This window comes from Pseudomonas sp. B21-040, assembly GCF_024748695.1.
Lineage (GTDB): Bacteria > Pseudomonadota > Gammaproteobacteria > Pseudomonadales > Pseudomonadaceae > Aquipseudomonas.
The window spans coordinates 1,693,295-1,712,853 of sequence record NZ_CP087176.1; the positions used below are offsets into that span (position 1 = coordinate 1,693,295).

At 58.7% G+C, this 19,559-nt stretch carries 20 protein-coding genes; all 20 read left to right on the forward strand.

Annotation, left to right across the window (positions count from 1 at the left end; all coding sequences use genetic code 11):
* The first annotated feature begins 194 nt into the window (after positions 1 to 194).
* The 20 genes from LOY55_RS07595 (at position 195) to LOY55_RS07690 (ending at position 19,527) form a co-directional block, all read left to right on the forward strand.
* Positions 195 to 1,121, forward strand: a complete 927-nt coding sequence (locus LOY55_RS07595) for a ketoacyl-ACP synthase III (RefSeq protein WP_109786403.1) — start codon at positions 195 to 197, stop codon at positions 1,119 to 1,121.
* A gap of 96 nt (positions 1,122 to 1,217) precedes the next feature.
* Positions 1,218 to 2,510: a motility associated factor glycosyltransferase family protein gene (locus tag LOY55_RS07600; protein WP_258667848.1), complete on the forward strand. Its 1,293-nt coding sequence runs from the start codon at positions 1,218 to 1,220 to the stop codon at positions 2,508 to 2,510.
* Positions 2,507 to 2,776: a hypothetical protein gene (locus LOY55_RS07605; RefSeq protein ID WP_109786405.1), complete on the forward strand. Its 270-nt coding sequence runs from the start codon at positions 2,507 to 2,509 to the stop codon at positions 2,774 to 2,776. Before LOY55_RS07600 ends, LOY55_RS07605 begins: the two co-directional genes overlap by 4 nt.
* Before the next feature lie 254 nt (positions 2,777 to 3,030).
* Positions 3,031 to 3,882 (forward strand): flagellin domain-containing protein, encoded by an 852-nt coding sequence (locus tag LOY55_RS07610; RefSeq protein ID WP_109786406.1) that lies wholly within the window; start codon positions 3,031 to 3,033, stop codon positions 3,880 to 3,882.
* Positions 3,883 to 3,956: 74 nt separating this feature from the next.
* Positions 3,957 to 4,322, forward strand: a complete 366-nt coding sequence (locus LOY55_RS07615; protein ID WP_109786407.1) for a flagellar protein FlaG — start codon at positions 3,957 to 3,959, stop codon at positions 4,320 to 4,322.
* 82 nt (positions 4,323 to 4,404) lie between these two features.
* Complete coding sequence (fliD, locus tag LOY55_RS07620; protein WP_109786408.1) at positions 4,405 to 5,811, forward strand: flagellar filament capping protein FliD; 1,407 nt, start codon at positions 4,405 to 4,407, stop codon at positions 5,809 to 5,811.
* Between the two features lie 127 nt (positions 5,812 to 5,938).
* Positions 5,939 to 6,334 (forward strand): flagellar export chaperone FliS, encoded by a 396-nt coding sequence (fliS, locus tag LOY55_RS07625; protein WP_046032822.1) that lies wholly within the window; start codon positions 5,939 to 5,941, stop codon positions 6,332 to 6,334.
* Positions 6,335 to 6,344: 10 nt separating this feature from the next.
* Positions 6,345 to 6,641: a hypothetical protein gene (locus tag LOY55_RS07630; protein ID WP_046032823.1), complete on the forward strand. Its 297-nt coding sequence runs from the start codon at positions 6,345 to 6,347 to the stop codon at positions 6,639 to 6,641.
* Positions 6,642 to 6,815: 174 nt separating this feature from the next.
* Positions 6,816 to 8,291, forward strand: a complete 1,476-nt coding sequence (locus tag LOY55_RS07635) for a sigma-54 dependent transcriptional regulator (RefSeq protein WP_046032824.1) — start codon at positions 6,816 to 6,818, stop codon at positions 8,289 to 8,291.
* A gap of 128 nt (positions 8,292 to 8,419) precedes the next feature.
* Positions 8,420 to 9,625, forward strand: coding sequence for a PAS domain-containing sensor histidine kinase (locus tag LOY55_RS07640; protein ID WP_223522605.1), 1,206 nt, complete (start codon positions 8,420 to 8,422; stop codon positions 9,623 to 9,625).
* Between the two features lie 5 nt (positions 9,626 to 9,630).
* Positions 9,631 to 11,025, forward strand: a complete 1,395-nt coding sequence (locus tag LOY55_RS07645) for a sigma-54 dependent transcriptional regulator (RefSeq protein ID WP_223522584.1) — start codon at positions 9,631 to 9,633, stop codon at positions 11,023 to 11,025.
* Positions 11,026 to 11,282: 257 nt separating this feature from the next.
* Positions 11,283 to 11,612, forward strand: coding sequence for a flagellar hook-basal body complex protein FliE (fliE, locus tag LOY55_RS07650; RefSeq protein ID WP_008072611.1), 330 nt, complete (start codon positions 11,283 to 11,285; stop codon positions 11,610 to 11,612).
* Positions 11,613 to 11,626: 14 nt separating this feature from the next.
* Complete coding sequence (gene fliF / locus LOY55_RS07655; protein WP_109786410.1) at positions 11,627 to 13,414, forward strand: flagellar basal-body MS-ring/collar protein FliF; 1,788 nt, start codon at positions 11,627 to 11,629, stop codon at positions 13,412 to 13,414.
* Complete coding sequence (gene fliG, locus LOY55_RS07660) at positions 13,407 to 14,426, forward strand: flagellar motor switch protein FliG (RefSeq protein ID WP_007894195.1); 1,020 nt, start codon at positions 13,407 to 13,409, stop codon at positions 14,424 to 14,426. The genes fliF and fliG overlap by 8 nt, the downstream gene beginning before the upstream one ends.
* A 7-nt stretch (positions 14,427 to 14,433) precedes the next feature.
* Complete coding sequence (gene fliH / locus LOY55_RS07665) at positions 14,434 to 15,234, forward strand: flagellar assembly protein FliH (RefSeq protein WP_046032827.1); 801 nt, start codon at positions 14,434 to 14,436, stop codon at positions 15,232 to 15,234.
* Positions 15,224 to 16,582: a flagellar protein export ATPase FliI gene (fliI, locus tag LOY55_RS07670; RefSeq protein WP_046032828.1), complete on the forward strand. Its 1,359-nt coding sequence runs from the start codon at positions 15,224 to 15,226 to the stop codon at positions 16,580 to 16,582. The genes fliH and fliI overlap by 11 nt, the downstream gene beginning before the upstream one ends.
* 6 nt (positions 16,583 to 16,588) lie before the next feature.
* A complete protein-coding gene (fliJ, locus tag LOY55_RS07675; protein ID WP_223522585.1) occupies positions 16,589 to 17,038 on the forward strand; it encodes a flagellar export protein FliJ in 450 nt (149 codons plus the stop codon).
* An 81-nt stretch (positions 17,039 to 17,119) separates the two neighbouring features.
* Entirely contained in the window at positions 17,120 to 17,419 is a 300-nt protein-coding gene (locus LOY55_RS07680; protein ID WP_109786412.1) for an STAS domain-containing protein, read from the forward strand.
* A 5-nt stretch (positions 17,420 to 17,424) separates the two neighbouring features.
* Complete coding sequence (locus tag LOY55_RS07685; RefSeq protein ID WP_109786413.1) at positions 17,425 to 19,128, forward strand: fused response regulator/phosphatase; 1,704 nt, start codon at positions 17,425 to 17,427, stop codon at positions 19,126 to 19,128.
* 30 nt (positions 19,129 to 19,158) lie between these two features.
* Entirely contained in the window at positions 19,159 to 19,527 is a 369-nt protein-coding gene (locus LOY55_RS07690) for an Hpt domain-containing protein (RefSeq protein WP_046032832.1), read from the forward strand.
* Positions 19,528 to 19,559 lie beyond the last annotated feature (32 nt).

The following is a 19,559-nucleotide window of genomic DNA, read 5'->3' on the forward strand; positions in this document are numbered from 1 at the left end:
CTGCGAGTCATAACGCGCATCTTCACTGTATTGTATTAATCGGGAAGGTGGCGCCTGGCCTGCTTTTTGGCCCAGTGACAGCCTTTTATTCTTCCCGCCGTCGCCTTTTCGGGGCGACGTATTTCTCTGCTTGTCGGCGCCCCTCGAATCATTACGAGCGGTGGTATTGGGCTGTTTATTATTGGGAAGCCGTAATGATTGGCATAAAGAGCATTGCGAGCTACGTTCCTGTAGCCGGCATAGACAATTACGCACAAGGTGCAAAATTCGAGAAGGATGAAGAGTTCATCCTCGGCAAAATCGGTTCGGCTTTCTTGCCGCGCAAAGGCGACGGGCAAGAGACTTCGGACCTGTGCGTCGAAGCTGCCAACGCGCTGTTCGCCAATAACCCTGATTTGAAACGTGAAGCGATCGACGCGCTGATCGTGGTCACCCAGAACGGTGACGAAGAAGGCCTGCCACACACGGCGGCCATCGTTCAGGACAAATTGGGCCTGCCAACGACTGTGGCAGCGTTCGATATTTCCCTGGGCTGCTCCGGCTACGTCTATGGCATCTACGCGATCAAGGGCTTCATGGAAGCTGCGGGCCTGAAGAATGGCTTGCTGATCACCGCCGATCCGTACTCCAAGATCGTCGACCCGGAAGACCGTAACACCACCATGCTGTTCGGCGATGCCGCCACCGCGACCTGGATGGGCGAAAACGCCCCCTGGCAGTTGGGCAAGGCCAAGTTCGGCACCGACGGTTCTGGTGCTCCGCACCTGAAAGTGACCGATGGCGTGTTCTTCATGAACGGTCGTCAGGTGTTCAACTTTGCGTTGCTCAAAGTTCCGGCGCATTTGCATGAGCTGCTGACCGATTCGCAACTGACCGCCGACGACATCGATGCCTTCTGCATTCACCAGGGCAGTGCGGCGATTGTCGACGCCGTGGCACGCCGCTTCGAAGGCGAGCCGGAGAAGTTCATCAAGGACATGGTCGAGACCGGCAATACCGTGTCGTCGAGCATTCCGTTGCTGCTGGAAAAACATGTACTGGATTCCAGTTGGAAGCGTGTCGCGCTGAGTGGTTTCGGTGTTGGATTGTCATGGGGTTCGGCGATTCTTTATCGCCCGTGACGGCGGCGCTTCAGTCATAGAAAGCCAGACACAAAAATAGCGCTCAAGGTGTAATCTTGAGCGCTATTTTTTTGCCCGAACGAAAAGCGAGGCTGCATGAGCGAGTTCTTTGAGCGCAACGTCGACGTCATCCAGCAGCGTTGGCCGGCACTGGCTGTGCGTTTGCTGGTTGAAGACACGAGCCTGTTGCAGGCTGATCTGGTGGAAGGCCTGGGTTCGACGTTGAGCATCAACGGCATTCAATTGACCAGCCGCCACGATCGCACTCGCGAGGCCAGGGTCCAGGCCGATAGCTTGCCCGTCGACAGTGCGGTGCTGCATGTCTACGGCACCGGGCTTGGCGATCTGCAGGTCGAGTTGCTTGAGCGCGCCAGTCTGCAGCGATTGTACGTGCACATTCTCAATGGTGCGGTGTTTGCGCTGGTGTTGCAGTTGCTCGAACAACATCAATGGCTCAGCGACCCTCGCGTCGAGCTGTTGTATGCCGGCGACCTGGCGGAAATCCAACTGCCGTTTTTTGCCTTGCCGTCCGAGCTGGTGCTGGCGGATGACTTCAATGCCAAGATCCGCGACCGGTTGATCAGCGAAACTCATCTGACGTTCAATAATCGTGAGTTCAATCCGCAGTCGCCTGAGATCATCGAACGCTTGCAGGCCTGTTTGCCGCTCGCGACCGCCGATGCCGACGTGGCTGAACTGTTTGGCTCGCAAGCGGGGCGGGAGGTCTTTGTGATTGCCACCGGCCCAAGCCTGGAGCAGCACTTCGATACGTTGCGCGCGATTCGCGGGCAGGAAGGACGGCCGTTGTTCATTTGCGTCGATACAGCTTACCGACCCTTGCTTAAACACGGGATTCACCCGGATATAGTGGTCAGCATCGATCAACGCATCTCGGCTCGCCATCTGCCCTCTGAAGATTCGGCCGGCATTCGCCTGGTGTACATGCCCATGCTGGCCCCGTTGGTACTTCAAGCCTGGCAGGGGGCGCGGTATGCCGCTTACTCCACCAGCCCCATCTACCAATCGTTGCGCGAACAATTGACCAAGGGCGAGTTGTATGTCGGTGGCAGCGTGATTCATCCGGCGGCAGACCTGGCGGTGAAAATGGGAGCGGCGCAGATCACGCTGTTTGGCGCCGATTTCGCCTTCCCCGGCGACAAGACCCACGCCGGCTGGAACGATGGCGATCTGGGGCCGCAACTGGGCGCGGCCAAGCACTGGGTGCTGGATGGTCACGGTCAGCGGATCAAGACGCAGCTCAACTTCCGCAGCTACTTGTGTGAGCTGGAGCGGTTTATTGCCGGCCATCCGCAGGTGCGCTTCTATAACAGCAGCCGGGCAGGGGCGATTATCGTCGGGACCACGTTTCATCCGGAGTTTGCGTCATGAGCGTTCGTGAGTCTTTCATTGCCAAGGCGCAACACTGCGCCACCTTGTTCCGTCTGGGGAGTGACGTCGAAGCCGGAATAGAGATGACCGACCTGGTCGGTGAGGTCCACCCGGCATTCGATTCGGCGTCGCAGCAAGCGCAGCAGCAGTGGGTATCTCTGCTCGGCCAGCTGTCTGCGTGTCAGGAAGCGCAGAACTGGCTCGCGCTGGCCGATTATCTGGAATACGAACTGGTCGAGTTGTTGACCGAAAGCCTGTCCATTTAAGCAATTTTCTCTTCTTTCGGTGCCGGCGAACGCTCGCCAATCTGTCGCCGACGTTTCCCTGGCGTCATTTTTTCGCAATCAAATCGTTGCCAACCCCTTGATTTGTGGGGGGTGGCAACGTGATGGCAAATATTTTTGAAAATCCCCTAAAGCAAGTTGCATTGGCGACGATAACTATTACGAAGGTTCTCTAGGCCATACCCGGCGGTTGCCAGGGCCGGAAGCCGCAGTACCCAACCAACGAGGAATTCGTCATGGCTTTAACTGTAAACACCAACACCACGTCGTTGAACGTTCAGAAAAACCTGAACCGCGCTTCCGATGCCCTGTCGACTTCGATGTCCCGCCTGTCTTCCGGCCTGAAAATCAACAGCGCTAAAGACGACGCCGCCGGCCTGCAGATCGCTACCCGTATGACCTCGCAAATCCGCGGTCAGAACATGGCGATCAAAAACGCCAACGACGGTATCTCGATCGCTCAGACCGCTGAAGGCGCGATGCAGGAATCGACCAACATTCTGCAGCGTATGCGTGAACTGGCTGTTCAGGCACGAAACGACTCGAACGGTACTGCTGACCGCACCGCTCTGAACAAAGAGTTCATGGCTCTGTCGGACGAAGTGACTCGTATCGCCCAGTCGACCAACCTGAACGGCAAAAACCTGATCGACGGCACCGCCGGCACCATGACCTTCCAGGTTGGTTCCAACAGCGGTACTGCTAACCAGATCACTCTGACTCTGGCCAGCGGCTTCGACGCAACAACTCTGTCCGTTAACTCGGCTGCCCTGCAGATCACTGGTAACAGCTCGGCTACTGCTCAGGCTTCGTTCACCGCTGCTGTGACCAAGATCGACGCTGCTCTGGCAACAATCAACGCCAGCCGTGCTGACCTGGGTGCTGCACAAAACCGTCTGACCAGCACCATCTCCAACCTGCAGAACATCAACGAAAACGCCGAAGCTGCTCGTGGTCGCGTACAAGACACCGACTTCGCTTCTGAAACTGCACAGCTGACCAAGCAACAAACTCTGCAACAAGCTTCCACCGCAGTTCTGGCTCAGGCCAACCAACTGCCATCCGCTGTACTGAAACTGCTTCAGTAATAGCTGATTGAGTTTTGGCGAGGGGTGCGCGCTGTTGGCGCCCTCTCGCTTTTTCACTTTTAGAGGTGATGGACATGGATATGAGCGTGAAGCTGAACTTGTCTTATCCGGCGGCCAAGCAGGCGACGACCGTTGCCGATAAGCCTGCGGAAAAGCCTCGAGCGGAGCCCGCGAAAGTGGTCGACGTCAAGGGCGCGCGCCAGACTGCCCAGACTGAACAGGACAAGCTGAAGATGGCTGTCCAGGAAATTGAAAAGTTCGTTCAGTCGGTCAAGCGTAACCTGGAATTCTCGATTGATGAGCCTTCCGGGCAAGTGGTTGTGAAAGTCATTGCCAGTGAGTCGGGTGAGGTGGTTCGCCAGATCCCCAACGAAGAAGTCCTGAAGCTGGCCAATAGTTTGAATGATGCAAGCAGCTTGTTGTTCAGCGCTAAAGCCTGACAGCTGGCACGAATTTTGTTGCTATGTTCTTTTGGGCGTTGTAGTGGTCAAAAGACCGGCGACACACTGAAGGGAGTTCCACATGGCAAGTCCAATTTTACCGGGCACGGGTTTAGGTTCAGGTATTGATACCGGTGCTATCGTCAAGGCCTTGGTGAACGCTGACAAAGCGGCCAAGCAAGGTCAGATCGACCGTGGGACCACTACCAATACCGCGAGCATCTCTGGGATCGGTACCCTGAAGTCGCTTCTGGCCACGTTCCAGAAAGCGCTCGCCGATCTGGGCAGCACGACAACCCCTCAGTTCACGGGGTATGCGGCCACGTCGTCCGACGCCAAGGTGCTGACCGCCACGTCCAGTAACACGGCTGTTGCCGGCAACTACGTCGTCAACGTCACCAGTCTTGCCACTGCGTCCAAAGTAGCCTCTGCGGCATTTGCCGGCGGTGCGACCAGTGCGATCACTCCGGGCACGCTGACCATTACTCAGAACGGCACCAGCTACCCTGTTACCGTCGGTGCGGGCGCCACGCTGCAATCGGTGCGTGACTCGATCAACAGCCAGTACCAGGCCAGTGGTCTGAGCGCCAACATCGTGACCGACAGTTTCGGTTCCCGCCTGGTGTTGGGCTCTACCACGACCGGTGCAGGTTCTGATATCTCTGCCAGCGGCATTGCGGAACTGGCAATCAACGGGTCGCTCCCAATGGGCGCCACCCCGACGGCGACGTCTTCGGGTGCCATTAGTGCCCTTGCCAAGGATGCGGTGTTCTCGGTCGACGGTCTGGCAATGACCAGCAAGTCCAATACCATCGACAAGACGATCTCTGGTCTGAGTCTGAACCTGGTCGCCGTAGGTACATCGACTGTAACCGTCGCTTCCAACAACGATGGTCTGAAAGCGTCGATCCAGAAGTTTGTCGACGCCTACAACGCAGTCGCCAACGCTGTGACCTCGCTGACCAAGCCGTCCCTGGACGACGATGGCAAGCCAACCGTACCGGCTGCGCTGACCGGTGACCCGATGCCTCGTGCCCTGTTGGCGGCCATTCGTGGCCCATTGTCCCAGACCGGTGCCGGCGACAAGCTGACTGTTCTGTCGCAGCTGGGGATCAACACCGACCAGAAAACCGGTGCGTTGACCTTTGATGGCACCAAGTTCACCGCTGCCATGAACGACAAGAAGCTTGGTGGCGAGGTTCAGACCCTGTTTACCGGTACTAACGGTCTGCTTGAGCGCATGAACAATGTGATCAAGCCCTACACCGATACCGGTGGCATTATCGACACACGCACCGCCAACCTGAATAAAACCAAAACCAAGCTGACCGCCGATCAGGCTGATTTGGATCGTCGAGTCGAAACGCTGACCGCTCTATTGACTAAAAAGTACAACGACATGGATTCCCTCGTTGGTAAATTGAAGGCGACAGCCAGCAATATCACCAGCATGTTCGATGCCATGGCTGCTCAGCAGAAGAACTCGTAACACCCAAAACGCCAAAAGCCCGGCAGCGTTTTCAAGCGCTCCGGGCTTTTTGCATTTGAATCTAAAGTTTTTTGACGCGTCGTCGATACACTGGTTAGACGAACACAGAATTTTGATGAGGTACAACATGAATCCAATGTTAGCCCTTCGCCAGTACCAGAAGATTGGCGCTCAAGCGCAAACTTCCGAAGCCAGTCCTCATCGACTGGTGCAGATGCTGATGGAAGGTGGCCTGGATCGTATTGCCCAGGCCAAAGGCGCGATGGAGCGTAAAGACATTCCGAACAAAGGCATTCTGATCGGCAAGGCCATCGGCATCATCGGTGGTTTGCGTGAAGGCCTGGACCTCGAAAACTCCATCGAAACGGTCGGTGAACTGGATAATCTATACACCTACATGATGAAGCGTCTGGCAGAAGCCAATATTAAGACTGATCCGAAGATTCTCGACGAAGTCTCTGATTTGCTTCGTACTGTCAAAGACGGTTGGGATGGTATCGCCGCACCTGTTCCGCAGTTTTAAGGGGGTCACCATGAGTCTTGTATTGCAGCGAATCGAACACACCCGCGAAGCCCTGGTCGGTGCATTGGCCGAGCGTAATTGGGAGGCCATCGGTGAGTTGGACCTGGCGTGCCGGTCCTGCATGGAAGACGTCTTGAGTGAAGCTTCGGTGGACGAGGCCGCGTTGCGCGACAATCTTGAGGAGTTGCTTGGGGTGTACAAGCAGCTTCTTGAGGCGGCGACGGGGGAGAGGCAAGCGATAGTCGACGAGATGTCGCAGATCCATCAAGCACAGAACGCGGCAAAGGTTTACCATCTGTTCGGTTAATTAATCCTCAGTTAATCCAATGATAGTGCGCCATAAATTTGACTGTGCACGGTTTTTTGACTTAACTAGTGGCTGGTTCCAGATTTCAGACGTTTACAGGCAGAATGTGTCTGCAAGCGTCTAGCTTGCCCCATCATTTTTGGGCATTGAGTTGACTAGGGAAGTTGCTATTGCATGTGGCGTGAAACCAAAATTCTGCTGATTGATGACGATAGCGTCCGTCGCCGCGACCTGGCGGTGATTTTAAATTTTCTTGGCGAAGAAAATTTACCCTGTGGTAGCCATGACTGGCAGCAGGCTGTCGGCTCTTTGTCATCAAGTCGTGAAGTGATCTGTGTCCTCATCGGGACGGTCAATGCTCCTGGCGCACTTACGGGCTTGTTAAAGACACTCGCAACCTGGGATGAGTTCCTTCCGGTTTTGTTAATGGGCGATAATTCTTCCGTTGACCTGCCAGAAGACCAGCGTCGCCGGGTACTTTCGACCCTCGAAATGCCACCCAGCTACAGCAAATTGCTCGATTCGCTGCACCGTGCCCAGGTCTATCGCGAGATGTACGACCAGGCTCGCGAGCGCGGTCGTCACCGTGAACCCAATCTGTTCCGCAGCCTTGTCGGCACCAGCCGGGCGATTCAACACGTCCGTCAGATGATGCAGCAAGTGGCCGACACCGACGCCAGCGTGCTGATCCTCGGTGAGTCCGGCACTGGCAAGGAAGTGGTTGCGCGCAACTTGCATTACCACTCCAAGCGCCGTGATGCGCCATTCGTTCCAGTCAACTGTGGGGCGATCCCGGCCGAGTTGCTGGAAAGCGAATTGTTCGGTCATGAGAAAGGTGCCTTCACCGGGGCGATCACCAGCCGTGCCGGGCGTTTCGAACTGGCCAATGGCGGTACGCTGTTCCTCGATGAAATCGGCGACATGCCGCTGCCGATGCAGGTCAAGCTGTTGCGCGTGCTGCAGGAACGCACTTTCGAGCGCGTGGGCAGCAACAAGACCCAGAGCGTCGACGTGCGCATCATTGCCGCGACCCACAAGAATCTCGAAAGCATGATCGAGATCGGCACGTTCCGCGAAGACTTGTACTACCGCCTGAATGTGTTCCCGATCGAAATGGCGCCGCTGCGCGAACGCGTCGAAGACATTCCGTTGCTGATGAACGAGTTGATCTCGCGCATGGAGCACGAGAAGCGCGGTTCGATCCGTTTCAACTCCGCCGCGATCATGTCGCTGTGCCGTCACGGTTGGCCGGGCAACGTCCGCGAGCTCGCCAACCTGGTGGAGCGTATGGCGATCATGCACCCGTACGGGGTAATCGGCGTCGTCGAGTTGCCGAAGAAATTCCGCTACGTCGATGACGAAGACGAGCAGCTGGTCGACAGCTTGCGCAGCGAGCTTGAAGAGCGGGTGGCCATCAATGGTCATACCCCGGACTTCACCGCCAATGCCATGCTGCCGCCGGAAGGCCTGGACCTGAAGGACTACCTCGGTGGTCTGGAGCAGGGCCTGATTCAGCAGGCGCTGGATGATGCCAATGGCATCGTTGCACGCGCGGCTGAACGCCTGCGTATTCGTCGCACCACGCTGGTGGAAAAGATGCGCAAGTACGGCATGAGTCGTCGTGACGGTGATGAACAGGCGGATGATTGACGCCTGTTTTTCAAGTCCTTCATATTTGGGCGGTTTTTTTTAGGCACGGGTATTGCTAAGTCCCTCGCAACGTTCCGTTTAACTGACGGTCAGCCAAGCGAGAGAGCACGATGCCCCAAGCCGCCCAGATGTCTCCTGTCCCTGACACCTCGGGGCAACTGTCGTCCGTAGAGCAGGCAAACCGGCCAGGCCTTGAGCAGGCCTTTGCACTGTTCAGTCAGATGTCGAGCCAATTGACCGATTCCTACAGCATGCTTGAAGCTCGGGTCACTGAGCTCAAGGGCGAGCTGGCCGTGGTCAGTGCCCAGCGCATGCAAGAGCTGGCGGAAAAAGAACGCCTGGCTAATCGTCTGCAAAACCTCCTCGATCTATTGCCCGGCGGCGTCATCGTTATCGATGCCCAAGGCATCGTGCGCGAAGCCAACCCGGCGGCTTGCGAATTGCTTGGGTTGCCTCTGGAAGGAGAGCTGTGGCGCCATGTCATCGCCCGTTGCTTCGCGCCTCGCGAAGACGACGGTCACGAAGTTTCGCTAAAGGACGGTCGCCGTCTGTCGATCGCCACTCGCTCGCTTGATGCTGAGCCGGGGCAGTTGGTGTTGCTCAACGACCTGACTGAAACCCGCCACCTGCAAGATCAACTGGCCCGTCATGAGCGATTGTCTTCCCTGGGTCGAATGGTTGCCTCGCTGGCTCATCAAATTCGTACGCCGTTGTCGGCCGCTCTGCTTTACGCCAGTCACTTGACTGAGCAGGAACTCCCCGTCGCAACGCAGCAACGTTTTGCCGGTCGCCTGAAAGAGCGCTTGCATGAGTTGGAGCATCAGGTTCGCGACATGCTGGTGTTCGCGCGTGGGGAGTTACCGTTGACCGATCGCCTCACGCCCGGGCAGCTGATGCGGTCGCTGCAAGCGGCGGCATTGACCCAGGTTCAGGATTTGCCGGTGCGTTGGCAGTGCGACAGTCACGCCGGAGAGTTGCTGTGCAATCGCGACACGCTGATTGGGGCGATCCTCAATCTGATCGAGAATGCGATTCAGGCGAGTGCCGGCGATGTCCGTTTGAAGGTTCACTTTTATACCCGTGAAAACAACCTGCGCGTGTGCGTCAGCGACAGTGGCAGTGGCATCGACAGCAAAGTGCTGGCGCGTCTGGGGGAGCCGTTCTTTACCACCAAGACCACCGGAACCGGCCTGGGCCTGACCGTGGTCAAGGCGGTAGCGCGTGCGCATCAGGGAGAATTGCAGCTGCACTCGCGGCCCGGGCGCGGTACGTGTGCGCAAGTGATCCTGCCGCTGTTTTCGGGTGAAAAGCGCAATGCTCAGGGAGCGAAGTGAAGGGCATGACAATCAAGGTTCTGCTGGTCGAAGATGACCGCGCGCTGCGCGAAGCGTTGGCCGATACGCTGATGTTGGCGGGTCACGACTACAAGGCAGTCGGCTCGGCCGAGGATGCGTTGGCGGCTGTGGCTGTCGAGGCGTTCAATCTGGTCATCAGTGACGTCAACATGCCGGGCATGGACGGGCATCAACTGCTTGGCTTGCTTCGGGCGCGTCAGCCGCAATTGCCGGTGTTGCTGATGACGGCTCATGGCGCCGTCGAGCGGGCGGTCGATGCAATGCGCCAGGGCGCGGCGGATTATTTGGTCAAGCCGTTCGAACCCAAGGCATTGCTTGATTTGGTGGCGCGGCATGCGCTGGGCAATCTCGGTACGGCCGAGGGCGAAGGCCCGGTGGCGTTCGAGCCGGCCAGTGCGCAATTGCTGGAATTAGCCGCCAGAGTGGCGCGCAGTGATTCCACGGTGTTGATCTCTGGCGAATCGGGCACGGGTAAAGAAGTGTTGGCGCGCTACATTCACCAGTATTCCCATCGCGCCAGTCAGCCGTTCATTGCGATCAACTGTGCGGCGATTCCCGACAACATGCTCGAAGCCACGTTGTTCGGTCACGAAAAAGGTTCGTTCACTGGCGCCATCGCGGCGCAGGCTGGCAAGTTCGAACAGGCTGACGGCGGCACGATTCTGCTCGACGAAATTTCCGAAATGCCCCTTGGACTTCAAGCCAAGTTGCTGCGTGTTTTGCAGGAGCGCGAAGTCGAGCGGGTGGGCGCACGCAAAACGATCACGCTCGACATCCGAGTGGTGGCCACCACCAACCGGGATCTGGCCGGTGAGGTGGCGGCGGGGCGTTTTCGTGAAGACCTTTACTATCGGCTGTCGGTGTTTCCGCTGGCCTGGCGTCCGCTGCGCGAACGCACCGCCGACATCCTGCCGCTGGCCGAGCGCCTTCTGGCCAAGCACGTCAATAAAATGAAGCATGCCGCGGCGAAGCTGTCGCCCGAGGCGCAGGCCTGCCTGATGGGATATCCGTGGCCGGGCAACGTGCGGGAGCTGGATAATGCGATCCAGCGTGCCTTGATTTTGCAGCAGGGTGGTTTGATTCAGCCGCAGGATTTCTGCCTGTCCGGGCCGGTCGCCTGCGCGCCGTTGCCTGCAATGGCGCCGGTGCCGGTGCGTGCGGTGGAGGTTGATGCTGAATCGGCTGGCGCTTTGGGTGATGACCTGCGTCGCCGCGAGTACCAGATGATCGTCGACACCTTGCGTTCCGAGCGCGGCCGTCGCAAAGAGGCCGCCGAACGACTGGGCATCAGCCCGCGCACCTTGCGCTACAAGCTGGCGCAGATGCGCGACGCCGGCATGGACGTCGAAGCTTACTTGTTCGCCACCGGATCCCTGTAGCAGCTGGCGAAGCCTGCGTCCGGCTGCGTAGCAGTCGTAAAGCCTGAGTACTCGATTTTCCTGAAACACCGCATTGACTGATTTTACGACTGCTGCGCAGCCGGACGCAGGCTGCGCCAGCTGCTACAGATAGCGTTACAGGTTGTGAGGATGCGGTTTTGTTTGGAGTGGCCACGGAGCTGGCACCCTTGTTGCTAACACCTCACTACCCGCCGAGTGAGTGTCAAAAAATTGCGGGTCGCCAATGAGAGTAGACCATGAGCCAAGGTATTGAATTTAATCGGTTGATGCTGGATATGCGTTCCATGCAAATGGATGCCATGTCTGCGCCGAAATCGACTGCCGCAGTCCCTGAATTGGGTGGCAGCAGCTTTTCCGACATGCTCGGTCAGGCCGTCAATAAAGTGAACGACACCCAGCAGGCGTCCAATCAGTTGGCCAGTGCCTTCGAGATCGGCAAGAGCGGCGTCGACCTGACGGACGTAATGATCTCCTCGCAGAAGGCCAGCGTGTCTTTCCAGGCGTTGACGCAAGTGCGCAACAAGCTGGTTCAGGCTTACCAAGACATCATGCAGATGCCGGTTTAAGGACGAATTGAGTCATGGCAGAAGCAGTCGCCGATAACGTTCCGGCCAAGGTCACTCCAATAGACGGCAAACCGCCGCTGTTCGGGTTGTCCTTCCTGGAAAACCTCTCCGAGATGACCATGTTGCGTCAGGTAGGCCTGTTGGTCGGCCTGGCTGCGAGCGTGGCGATTGGTTTTGCCGTCGTGCTGTGGTCCCAGCAGCCGGACTACCGGCCTCTGTACGGCAGCCTTGCCGGTATGGACGCCAAGCAGGTCATGGACACCCTGGCCTCCGCCGATATTCCCTATACCGTTGAACCCAATTCCGGTGCCTTGCTGGTCAAGGCCGATGACCTGTCCCGTGCGCGTCTCAAGCTCGCGGCCGCTGGTGTCACTCCCAGCGATGGCAACATCGGCTTTGAAATCCTCGACAAGGACCAGGGGCTCGGGACCAGCCAGTTCATGGAAGCGACCCGTTATCGTCGCGGCCTCGAAGGCGAACTGGCACGGACCATTTCCAGCCTGAACAACGTCAAGGGTGCCCGCGTGCACCTGGCGATTCCGAAAAGCTCGGTGTTCGTGCGTGATGAACGCAAGCCAAGCGCTTCGGTACTGGTTGAGCTGTATTCCGGTCGTTCGCTGGAACCGGGTCAGGTGATCGCGATCATCAACCTGGTCGCGACCAGTGTTCCTGAACTGAGCAAATCGCAGATCACCGTCGTCGACCAGAAAGGCAACCTGCTGTCGGATCAGGCGGAGAACTCCGAACTGACGATGGCCGGCAAGCAATTCGATTACAGCCGTCGCATGGAAACCATGCTGACCCAGCGCGTGCACAACATCCTGCAACCGGTGTTGGGCAATGACCGCTATAAAGCCGAAGTCTCGGCTGACGTCGATTTCAGTGCCGTCGAGTCGACCTCCGAGCAGTTCAACCCGGATCAACCGGCGTTGCGCAGCGAGCAATCGGTCAACGAACAACGCACCGCCAGCAATGGCCCGCAAGGTGTGCCGGGTGCCTTGAGCAACCAGCCGCCGTCGCCAGCCTCGGCACCGCAAACCACTGGTGGCACGACCGCCTCAGCCGGCATGGTGCAGCCAGGCCAGCCGTTGATCGATGCCAACGGCCAGCAAATCATGGATCCTGCCACCGGTCAGCCAATGCTGGCGCCGTACCCGGCAGACAAGCGTCAACAATCCACCAAGAACTTCGAGCTCGACCGCTCCATCAGTCACACCAAGCAACAGCAGGGTCGATTGAATCGCCTGTCGGTGTCGGTGGTGGTGGACGATCAGGTCAAGGTCAATGCAGCCAACGGCGAAACCACCCGTGCGCCGTGGAGTGCCGACGAATTGGCACGCTTCACTCGCCTGGTGCAGGACGCCGTCGGTTTCGACGCCAGCCGTGGCGACAGCGTCAGCGTGATCAACATGCCGTTCTCCGCAGAACGCGGTGAAGTGATTGCCGATATTCCGTTCTACTCGCAGCCGTGGTTCTGGGACATCGTCAAGCAAGTGATGGGTGTCTTGTTCATCCTCGTGCTGGTGTTCGGCGTGCTGCGTCCGGTGCTCAACAACATCACCGGTGGCGGCAAAGACAAGCAACTGGCTGGCTTGGGCAGCGACGGAGAACTCGGTGGCATGGTCGGCCTGGACGGCGAACTGGCCAACGATCGCGTCAGCCTCGGCGGCCCGCAAAGCATCCTGCTGCCGAGCCCGAGCGAAGGCTATGACGCACAGTTGAATGCAATCAAGAGTCTGGTGGCAGAAGACCCGGGTCGCGTGGCCCAGGTCGTGAAAGAGTGGATTAACGCAGATGAGTGATAACCGAGCCGTTGCCGCCAAACTGACCAAGGTCGACAAAGCCGCGATCCTGCTGCTGTCCCTCGGTTCGACCGATGCTGCCCAGGTGTTGCGCCACATGGGGCCTAAAGAGGTCCAGCGTGTAGGTGTGGCGATGGCCCAGATGGGCAACGTGCACCGCGAGCAAGTCGAACAGGTCATGAGCGAGTTCGTCGACATCGTCGGCGACCAGACCAGCCTGGGCGTCGGCTCCGACGACTACGTGCGCAAAATGCTCACCCAGGCACTGGGCGAAGACAAGGCCAACGGCCTGATCGACCGCATCCTACTGGGTGGCAACACCAGCGGCCTCGACAGCCTGAAGTGGATGGAGCCGCGCGCCGTCGCCGACGTGATCCGTTACGAGCACCCGCAGATCCAGGCGATCGTGGTGGCGTATCTCGACCCGGATCAGGCTGGCGAAGTGCTGGGTAACTTCGACCACAAGGTACGACTGGACATCATTCTGCGAGTCTCCTCGCTGAACACTGTGCAGCCGGCGGCCCTGAAGGAACTCAACCAGATTCTCGAGAAGCAGTTCTCCGGCAACTCGAATGCCTCGCGCACCACCCTGGGTGGTATCAAGCGCGCGGCCGACATCATGAACTTCCTCGACAGCTCGATCGAAGGTCAGCTGATGGACTCGATCCGCGAAGTCGACGAAGACCTGTCCGGTCAGATCGAAGACCTCATGTTCGTGTTCAACAACCTGTCCGATGTCGACGACCGCGGAATTCAGGCGTTGCTGCGCGAAGTGTCCTCCGACGTGCTGGTGCTGGCCCTCAAGGGTTCGGACGAAGGCGTCAAGGAAAAGATCTTCAAGAACATGTCCAAACGGGCGGCCGAACTGTTGCGCGACGACCTCGAGGCCAAAGGCCCGGTGCGCGTCAGCGACGTGGAAACCGCGCAGAAAGAAATCCTCACCATTGCCCGCCGTATGGCCGAAGCCGGAGAAATCGTTCTCGGCGGGAAGGGCGGCGAAGAGATGATCTAAGGTCACTATGTCGTCCAAACATGATGAGTCCCAGACCGACCTGATTCGCGGTAAGCACGTTGCCGGTTTCGACGTCTGGGCGCTGCCCAGTTTCGACCCTTTCGTCCCGGAGCCCGAGCCAGAACCTGAGCCCGAGCCACCGGAGATGGAAGAAGTGCCGCTGGAAGAAGTCCAGCCACTGACCCTCGAAGAGCTCGAAGCCATTCGCCAGGAGGCCTACAACGAAGGCTTCGCCGTTGGCGAGAAAGAAGGTTTCCACAGCACCACGCTCAAGGTCCGTCAGGAAGCCGAAGCGGCCCTGGCGCCGAAAATCGCCGGGCTGGAGCAACTGATGGTCAACCTGTTCGAGCCCATCGCCGAGCAGGACACCCAGATTGAAAAATCGCTGGTCGACCTCGTGCAGCACATCACCAAACAGGTGATCCAGCGCGAATTGGCCATCGATTCGACACAGATCGAACACGTCATGCGTGAAGCGCTCAAGCTCCTGCCATTGGGCGTGGGTAACGTGCGCTTGTACATCAACCCGCAAGACTTCGAACAAGTCAAAGCCCTGCGCGAACGCCATGAAGAAACCTGGCGCATCGTCGAAGACGAGTCGCTGTTGCCTGGCGGTTGCCGCGTCGAGACGGAACACAGCCGCATCGATGCCACCGTCGAAACCCGCGTTGCCCAAGTCATGGCCAAGTTGCTCGATCAACTGCACGATCAGGCGTTGCACCCGTCTGCGCCGGATCTGAGCCTGGACGTTCCGGTCGACGAAAAACCTGTTGCCGAGCCGACACTGGACGACCCCGATGCGCCTTGATCGCACCAGCTTCGCCAAGCGCCTGGGCGGTTACGCCGAGGCCACGGAGCTTGCCGGCGCGCCGATCCTGGAAGGCCGTTTGTTGCGCATGGTCGGCCTGACTCTCGAAGCCGAAGGCTTGCGGGCGGCCATGGGCAGCCGCTGCATGGTCATCAACGACGACACGTATCACCCGGTGCAGGTCGAAGCCGAGGTCATGGGCTTCTCCGGCAGCAAAGTTTTCCTGATGCCGGTCGGCAGCGTTGCCGGTATTGCGCCCGGTGCCCGCGTGGTTCCCCTGGCCGATACCGGTCGCTTGCCGATGGGCATGAGCATGCTCGGGCGGGTGCTTGATGGCGCCGGCCGCGCGCTCGACGGCAAGGGCGGGATGAAAGCCGAAGACTGGGTGCCGATGGACGGCCCCACGATCAACCCGCTCAAGCGCGAGCCGATCAGCGAACCGCTGGACGTTGGCATTCGTACCATCAACGGTTTGTTGACAGTCGGTCGCGGTCAGCGGCTCGGGCTGTTCGCCGGTACCGGCGTCGGTAAGTCGGTGCTGTTGGGCATGATGACGCGCTTCACCGAGGCCGACATCATCGTCGTCGGGCTGATCGGTGAGCGGGGTCGCGAAGTTAAAGAATTCATCGAGCACATCCTCGGTGAAGAAGGGCTCAAGCGTTCCGTGGTAGTGGCGTCGCCTGCGGACGATGCGCCGCTGATGCGTCTGCGCGCAGCGATGTACTGCACGCGCATCGCCGAATATTTCCGCGATAAGGGCAAGAACGTCCTGTTGCTCATGGACTCCCTGACCCGTTTTGCCCAGGCTCAGCGGGAAATCGCCCTGGCCATCGGCGAACCACCTGCCACCAAGGGTTATCCGCCGTCGGTGTTCGCCAAGTTGCCAAAACTGGTGGAGCGGGCCGGTAACGCCGAGAAGGGCGGAGGTTCGATCACCGCCTTCTACACGGTGTTGTCCGAAGGCGATGATCAGCAGGACCCGATTGCCGATGCCGCGCGAGGCGTGCTCGACGGGCACATCGTGTTGTCCCGGCGCCTGGCCGAGGAAGGGCATTACCCGGCCATCGATATCGAAGCGTCCATCAGCCGGGTCATGCCGTCGGTGGTCAGCCCGGAACACATGACCCGTGCGCAAATGTTCAAGCAATACTGGTCACGCTATCAGCAGAGTCGCGATCTGATCAGCGTCGGTGCCTATGTGCCGGGCGGCGATCGTGAAACCGACACCGCGATCTCCCTCCAGCCGGCCATGGTTACTTACCTGCGTCAGGGTTTGAACGACAACATTGGCATGGGCGCCAGCGTCAACCATCTCGCCTCCGTCTTTGCCCCGGCAGCGGGCGGCTAACCGACCATGGCCCTGAGTCGAGCCGCGCGCCTGGCGCCGGTGGTGGAAATGGCCGAAAAGGCCGAGAAAACCGCCGTCATGCGCCTCGGGCACTTTCAGGGTCAGGTTCGCGTGGCGGAAAGCAAACTCGCCGACCTCGAAGCCTTTCGCCTCGAATACCAGGAACAATGGATCGTGCGCGGCAGCAGTGGCGTTTCTGGTCAGTGGTTGCTCGGCTATCAGGGCTTTCTGACGCAACTCGGTACGGCCATCGATCAGCAGCGACAGAGCCTGAACTGGCATCAAAACAACCTGAGCAAAGCGCGCGATTCCTGGCAGCAGGCGTTCGCGCGGGTTGAAGGCTTGCGCAAACTTGTACAACGTTACATGGACGAAGCGCGGCAGTTGGAGGACAAGCGCGAGCAGAGATTGCTGGATGAGCTGTCCCAGCGCTTGCCGCGTCAGAATCCGTATTGAACAATCGCTGCGCCTTGCTCCCCTCTCTACCAAGTGCTAAACCTTGTACAGCACGCTACCCCATGACAAGGAAGCCGTTAAATGTCAGTCATCTCAGAAGTGTCCAAAGATGGGCAAAAACTGACGATTTCGATCAAGGGACGATTCGATTTCGCCAAGCATCAGGAGTTTCGTGAGTCTTACGAGGACAAGGCGCTTTCGGCGGTCGTGGTCGACTTGAAAGATGCGACCTACCTCGACAGCTCCGCGCTGGGCATGTTGCTGCTGCTACGGGATCACGCCGGTGGCGACGATTCCGATATTCGCGTGGTCAACAGCAGTTCGGACGTCAGGAAGATCCTCGCCATCTCCAACTTCGACAAGCTGTTCGACATCAGTTGACTGCCATGCAGTCGCTCGCCCCCCTGACGATACTCATCGCCGAAGACAGCGCGGCCGATCGCATGCTGCTGTCGACTATCGTCCGTCGCCAGGGCCATGAGGTGCTGACGGCCGCCAATGGCGCCGAAGCGGTCGATGCATTTCGTGAACAGCGACCGCAACTGGTCTTGATGGACGCCATGATGCCGGTGATGGACGGTTTCGAGGCGGCGCGCCAGATCAAACTGTTGGCCGGGGAAACCCTGGTGCCGATCATCTTTCTGACGTCGCTCACCGAAAGTGAAGCCTTGGCCCGTTGCCTGGAGGCCGGCGGTGACGACTTTTTGGCAAAGCCCTACAACCCGGTCATTCTCGCCGCCAAGATCAACGCGATGGATCGCTTGCGCCGCTTGCAGGCGACGGTGCTGCAACAGCGCGACCTGATCGCCAAACATCACGATTATTTGCTCAATGAGCAGCGGGTGGCGAAGGCGGTGTTCGACAAAGTGGCGCATTCGGGCTGTCTGAATGCGCCGAACATCCGCTACCTGCAATCACCCTATGCGCTGTTCAACGGTGATCTGCTGTTAGCGGCCTTCACCCCGGCCGGCGACATGCACGTGCTGCTGGGGGATTTCACCGGCCATGGCTTGCCGGCGGCCGTGGGCGCCATGCCGCTGGCGGAAGTGTTCTACGGCATGACCGCCAAGGGCTACGGGCTGGCCGAAACCCTGCGTGAAATGAACGCCAAGCTCAAACGCATCCTGCCGGTGGACATGTTCTGTTGCGCAACGCTGTTGAGTTTGAGTTTTCAACGACGTTCGGTGGAAGTCTGGAATGGCGGAATGCCGGATGGCTACCTGCACGTCATTGCTACGGGGGAGCGCAAACGATTGAAAGCGCGCCACCTGCCGCTGGGGGTGCTGAGTCCGCAAACCTTCGATGACCGCACCGAAGTGTTTCCGATGGCGGTCGGGGATCGCGTGTTCCTGCTGTCCGACGGGGTCATCGACACCTGCGATAGCCACGAACAATTGTTTGGCGTGGACCGGTTGCAGCAGGTGTTTGCAGCCAATCGTCAGCCTGACCTGCTGTTTGAGGAAATCGAACAGGCCTTGCGCGATTTCGGTGGCCAGGCCCGTGATGACGTGAGTATGGTCGAGGTCAGTCTGCTGGAGGCGGCGCAACTGAGCCCGCCGGCACTGGTGTATTCCGACAGTGGTCAGTCCTGCCCGCTGGACTGGTCGGTGAGTTTCGAGTTTCGTGCGGCCACCCTCAAGCGTTTCAACCCGCTGCCATACCTCTTGCAGTTGTTGCTTGAGGTTCATGGGCTGCGGGCTCAAAGTGGCGCGCTTCACAGCGTGCTCGCCGAGCTGTATTCCAATGCCCTGGAGCACGGCGTGCTGGGGCTGGATTCAAGCCTCAAGCGTGATTCGTCGGGGTTCGCGCGTTATTATCTTCAGCGAAATGAGCGGCTGGAGGCGCTGCAGGACGGCTATGTGCGGGTGCATTTGCAAGTGGTGCCCGAAGGCGAGGGCGGTCGGCTGATTGTTCGGGTTGAGGACAGCGGTATCGGTTTTGATGTGGATCGGGTGCTGGAGCGACCGCTTGATGGTATCCGTCTGTCGGGTCGTGGCATCAGTCTTATCCGCCAGTTGAGCCGTAACGCGAGCTGGTCTGACGATGGTCGAAGTGCGCGCGTGGAGTTTCTCTGGGAGGCTCTGGCATAATTCACCCATTCTTGATCAAGGAGTGAGCAAGTGGCTGACGAACATCTGGACCGAAACGTGCTGAGCGCGTTGCAAGAGGTCATGGAACAAGACTATCCCGAATTGCTGGATACGTTCCTTCGCGATTCAGAAGAGCGTTTGCTTCTGCTGAAAAAGGCTGGCGATGCCGCGCAGCTCGTGGAAACCGCCCATAGCTTCAAGGGAAGCAGCAGTAACATGGGCGCCGTTCGCCTGGCTGAGTTGTGCGGTGACCTTGAACGGCGTGCCAAGCAAGAAAGCCCCGAAGTCATTGGGAATCTGGTGGAGAAAATTGAGGCTGAATTCGCCATCGTCCGAGTGCTTTACGGGGCGGAAAAGCAACGCTCTCTGGCTGGGCTATCCAGCCACTCGACGTTTTAAACATTATTCTGGCAATTCTGGCCCGACACTTG

What these genes read in the sequence shown, in the direction of transcription:
- LOY55_RS07595 (WP_109786403.1), top strand. Translation starts at nt 195, where the DNA reads ATGATTGGCATAAAGAGCATTGCGAGCTACGTTCCTGTAGCCGGCATA.
- LOY55_RS07600 (WP_258667848.1), top strand. Translation starts at nt 1,218, where the DNA reads ATGAGCGAGTTCTTTGAGCGCAACGTCGACGTCATCCAGCAGCGTTGG.
- LOY55_RS07605 (WP_109786405.1), top strand. Translation starts at nt 2,507, where the DNA reads ATGAGCGTTCGTGAGTCTTTCATTGCCAAGGCGCAACACTGCGCCACC.
- LOY55_RS07610 (WP_109786406.1), top strand. Translation starts at nt 3,031, where the DNA reads ATGGCTTTAACTGTAAACACCAACACCACGTCGTTGAACGTTCAGAAA.
- LOY55_RS07615 (WP_109786407.1), top strand. Translation starts at nt 3,957, where the DNA reads ATGGATATGAGCGTGAAGCTGAACTTGTCTTATCCGGCGGCCAAGCAG.
- fliD (WP_109786408.1), top strand. Translation starts at nt 4,405, where the DNA reads ATGGCAAGTCCAATTTTACCGGGCACGGGTTTAGGTTCAGGTATTGAT.
- fliS (WP_046032822.1), top strand. Translation starts at nt 5,939, where the DNA reads ATGAATCCAATGTTAGCCCTTCGCCAGTACCAGAAGATTGGCGCTCAA.
- LOY55_RS07630 (WP_046032823.1), top strand. Translation starts at nt 6,345, where the DNA reads ATGAGTCTTGTATTGCAGCGAATCGAACACACCCGCGAAGCCCTGGTC.
- LOY55_RS07635 (WP_046032824.1), top strand. Translation starts at nt 6,816, where the DNA reads ATGTGGCGTGAAACCAAAATTCTGCTGATTGATGACGATAGCGTCCGT.
- LOY55_RS07640 (WP_223522605.1), top strand. Translation starts at nt 8,420, where the DNA reads ATGTCTCCTGTCCCTGACACCTCGGGGCAACTGTCGTCCGTAGAGCAG.
- LOY55_RS07645 (WP_223522584.1), top strand. Translation starts at nt 9,631, where the DNA reads ATGACAATCAAGGTTCTGCTGGTCGAAGATGACCGCGCGCTGCGCGAA.
- fliE (WP_008072611.1), top strand. Translation starts at nt 11,283, where the DNA reads ATGAGCCAAGGTATTGAATTTAATCGGTTGATGCTGGATATGCGTTCC.
- fliF (WP_109786410.1), top strand. Translation starts at nt 11,627, where the DNA reads ATGGCAGAAGCAGTCGCCGATAACGTTCCGGCCAAGGTCACTCCAATA.
- fliG (WP_007894195.1), top strand. Translation starts at nt 13,407, where the DNA reads ATGAGTGATAACCGAGCCGTTGCCGCCAAACTGACCAAGGTCGACAAA.
- fliH (WP_046032827.1), top strand. Translation starts at nt 14,434, where the DNA reads ATGTCGTCCAAACATGATGAGTCCCAGACCGACCTGATTCGCGGTAAG.
- fliI (WP_046032828.1), top strand. Translation starts at nt 15,224, where the DNA reads ATGCGCCTTGATCGCACCAGCTTCGCCAAGCGCCTGGGCGGTTACGCC.
- fliJ (WP_223522585.1), top strand. Translation starts at nt 16,589, where the DNA reads ATGGCCCTGAGTCGAGCCGCGCGCCTGGCGCCGGTGGTGGAAATGGCC.
- LOY55_RS07680 (WP_109786412.1), top strand. Translation starts at nt 17,120, where the DNA reads ATGTCAGTCATCTCAGAAGTGTCCAAAGATGGGCAAAAACTGACGATT.
- LOY55_RS07685 (WP_109786413.1), top strand. Translation starts at nt 17,425, where the DNA reads ATGCAGTCGCTCGCCCCCCTGACGATACTCATCGCCGAAGACAGCGCG.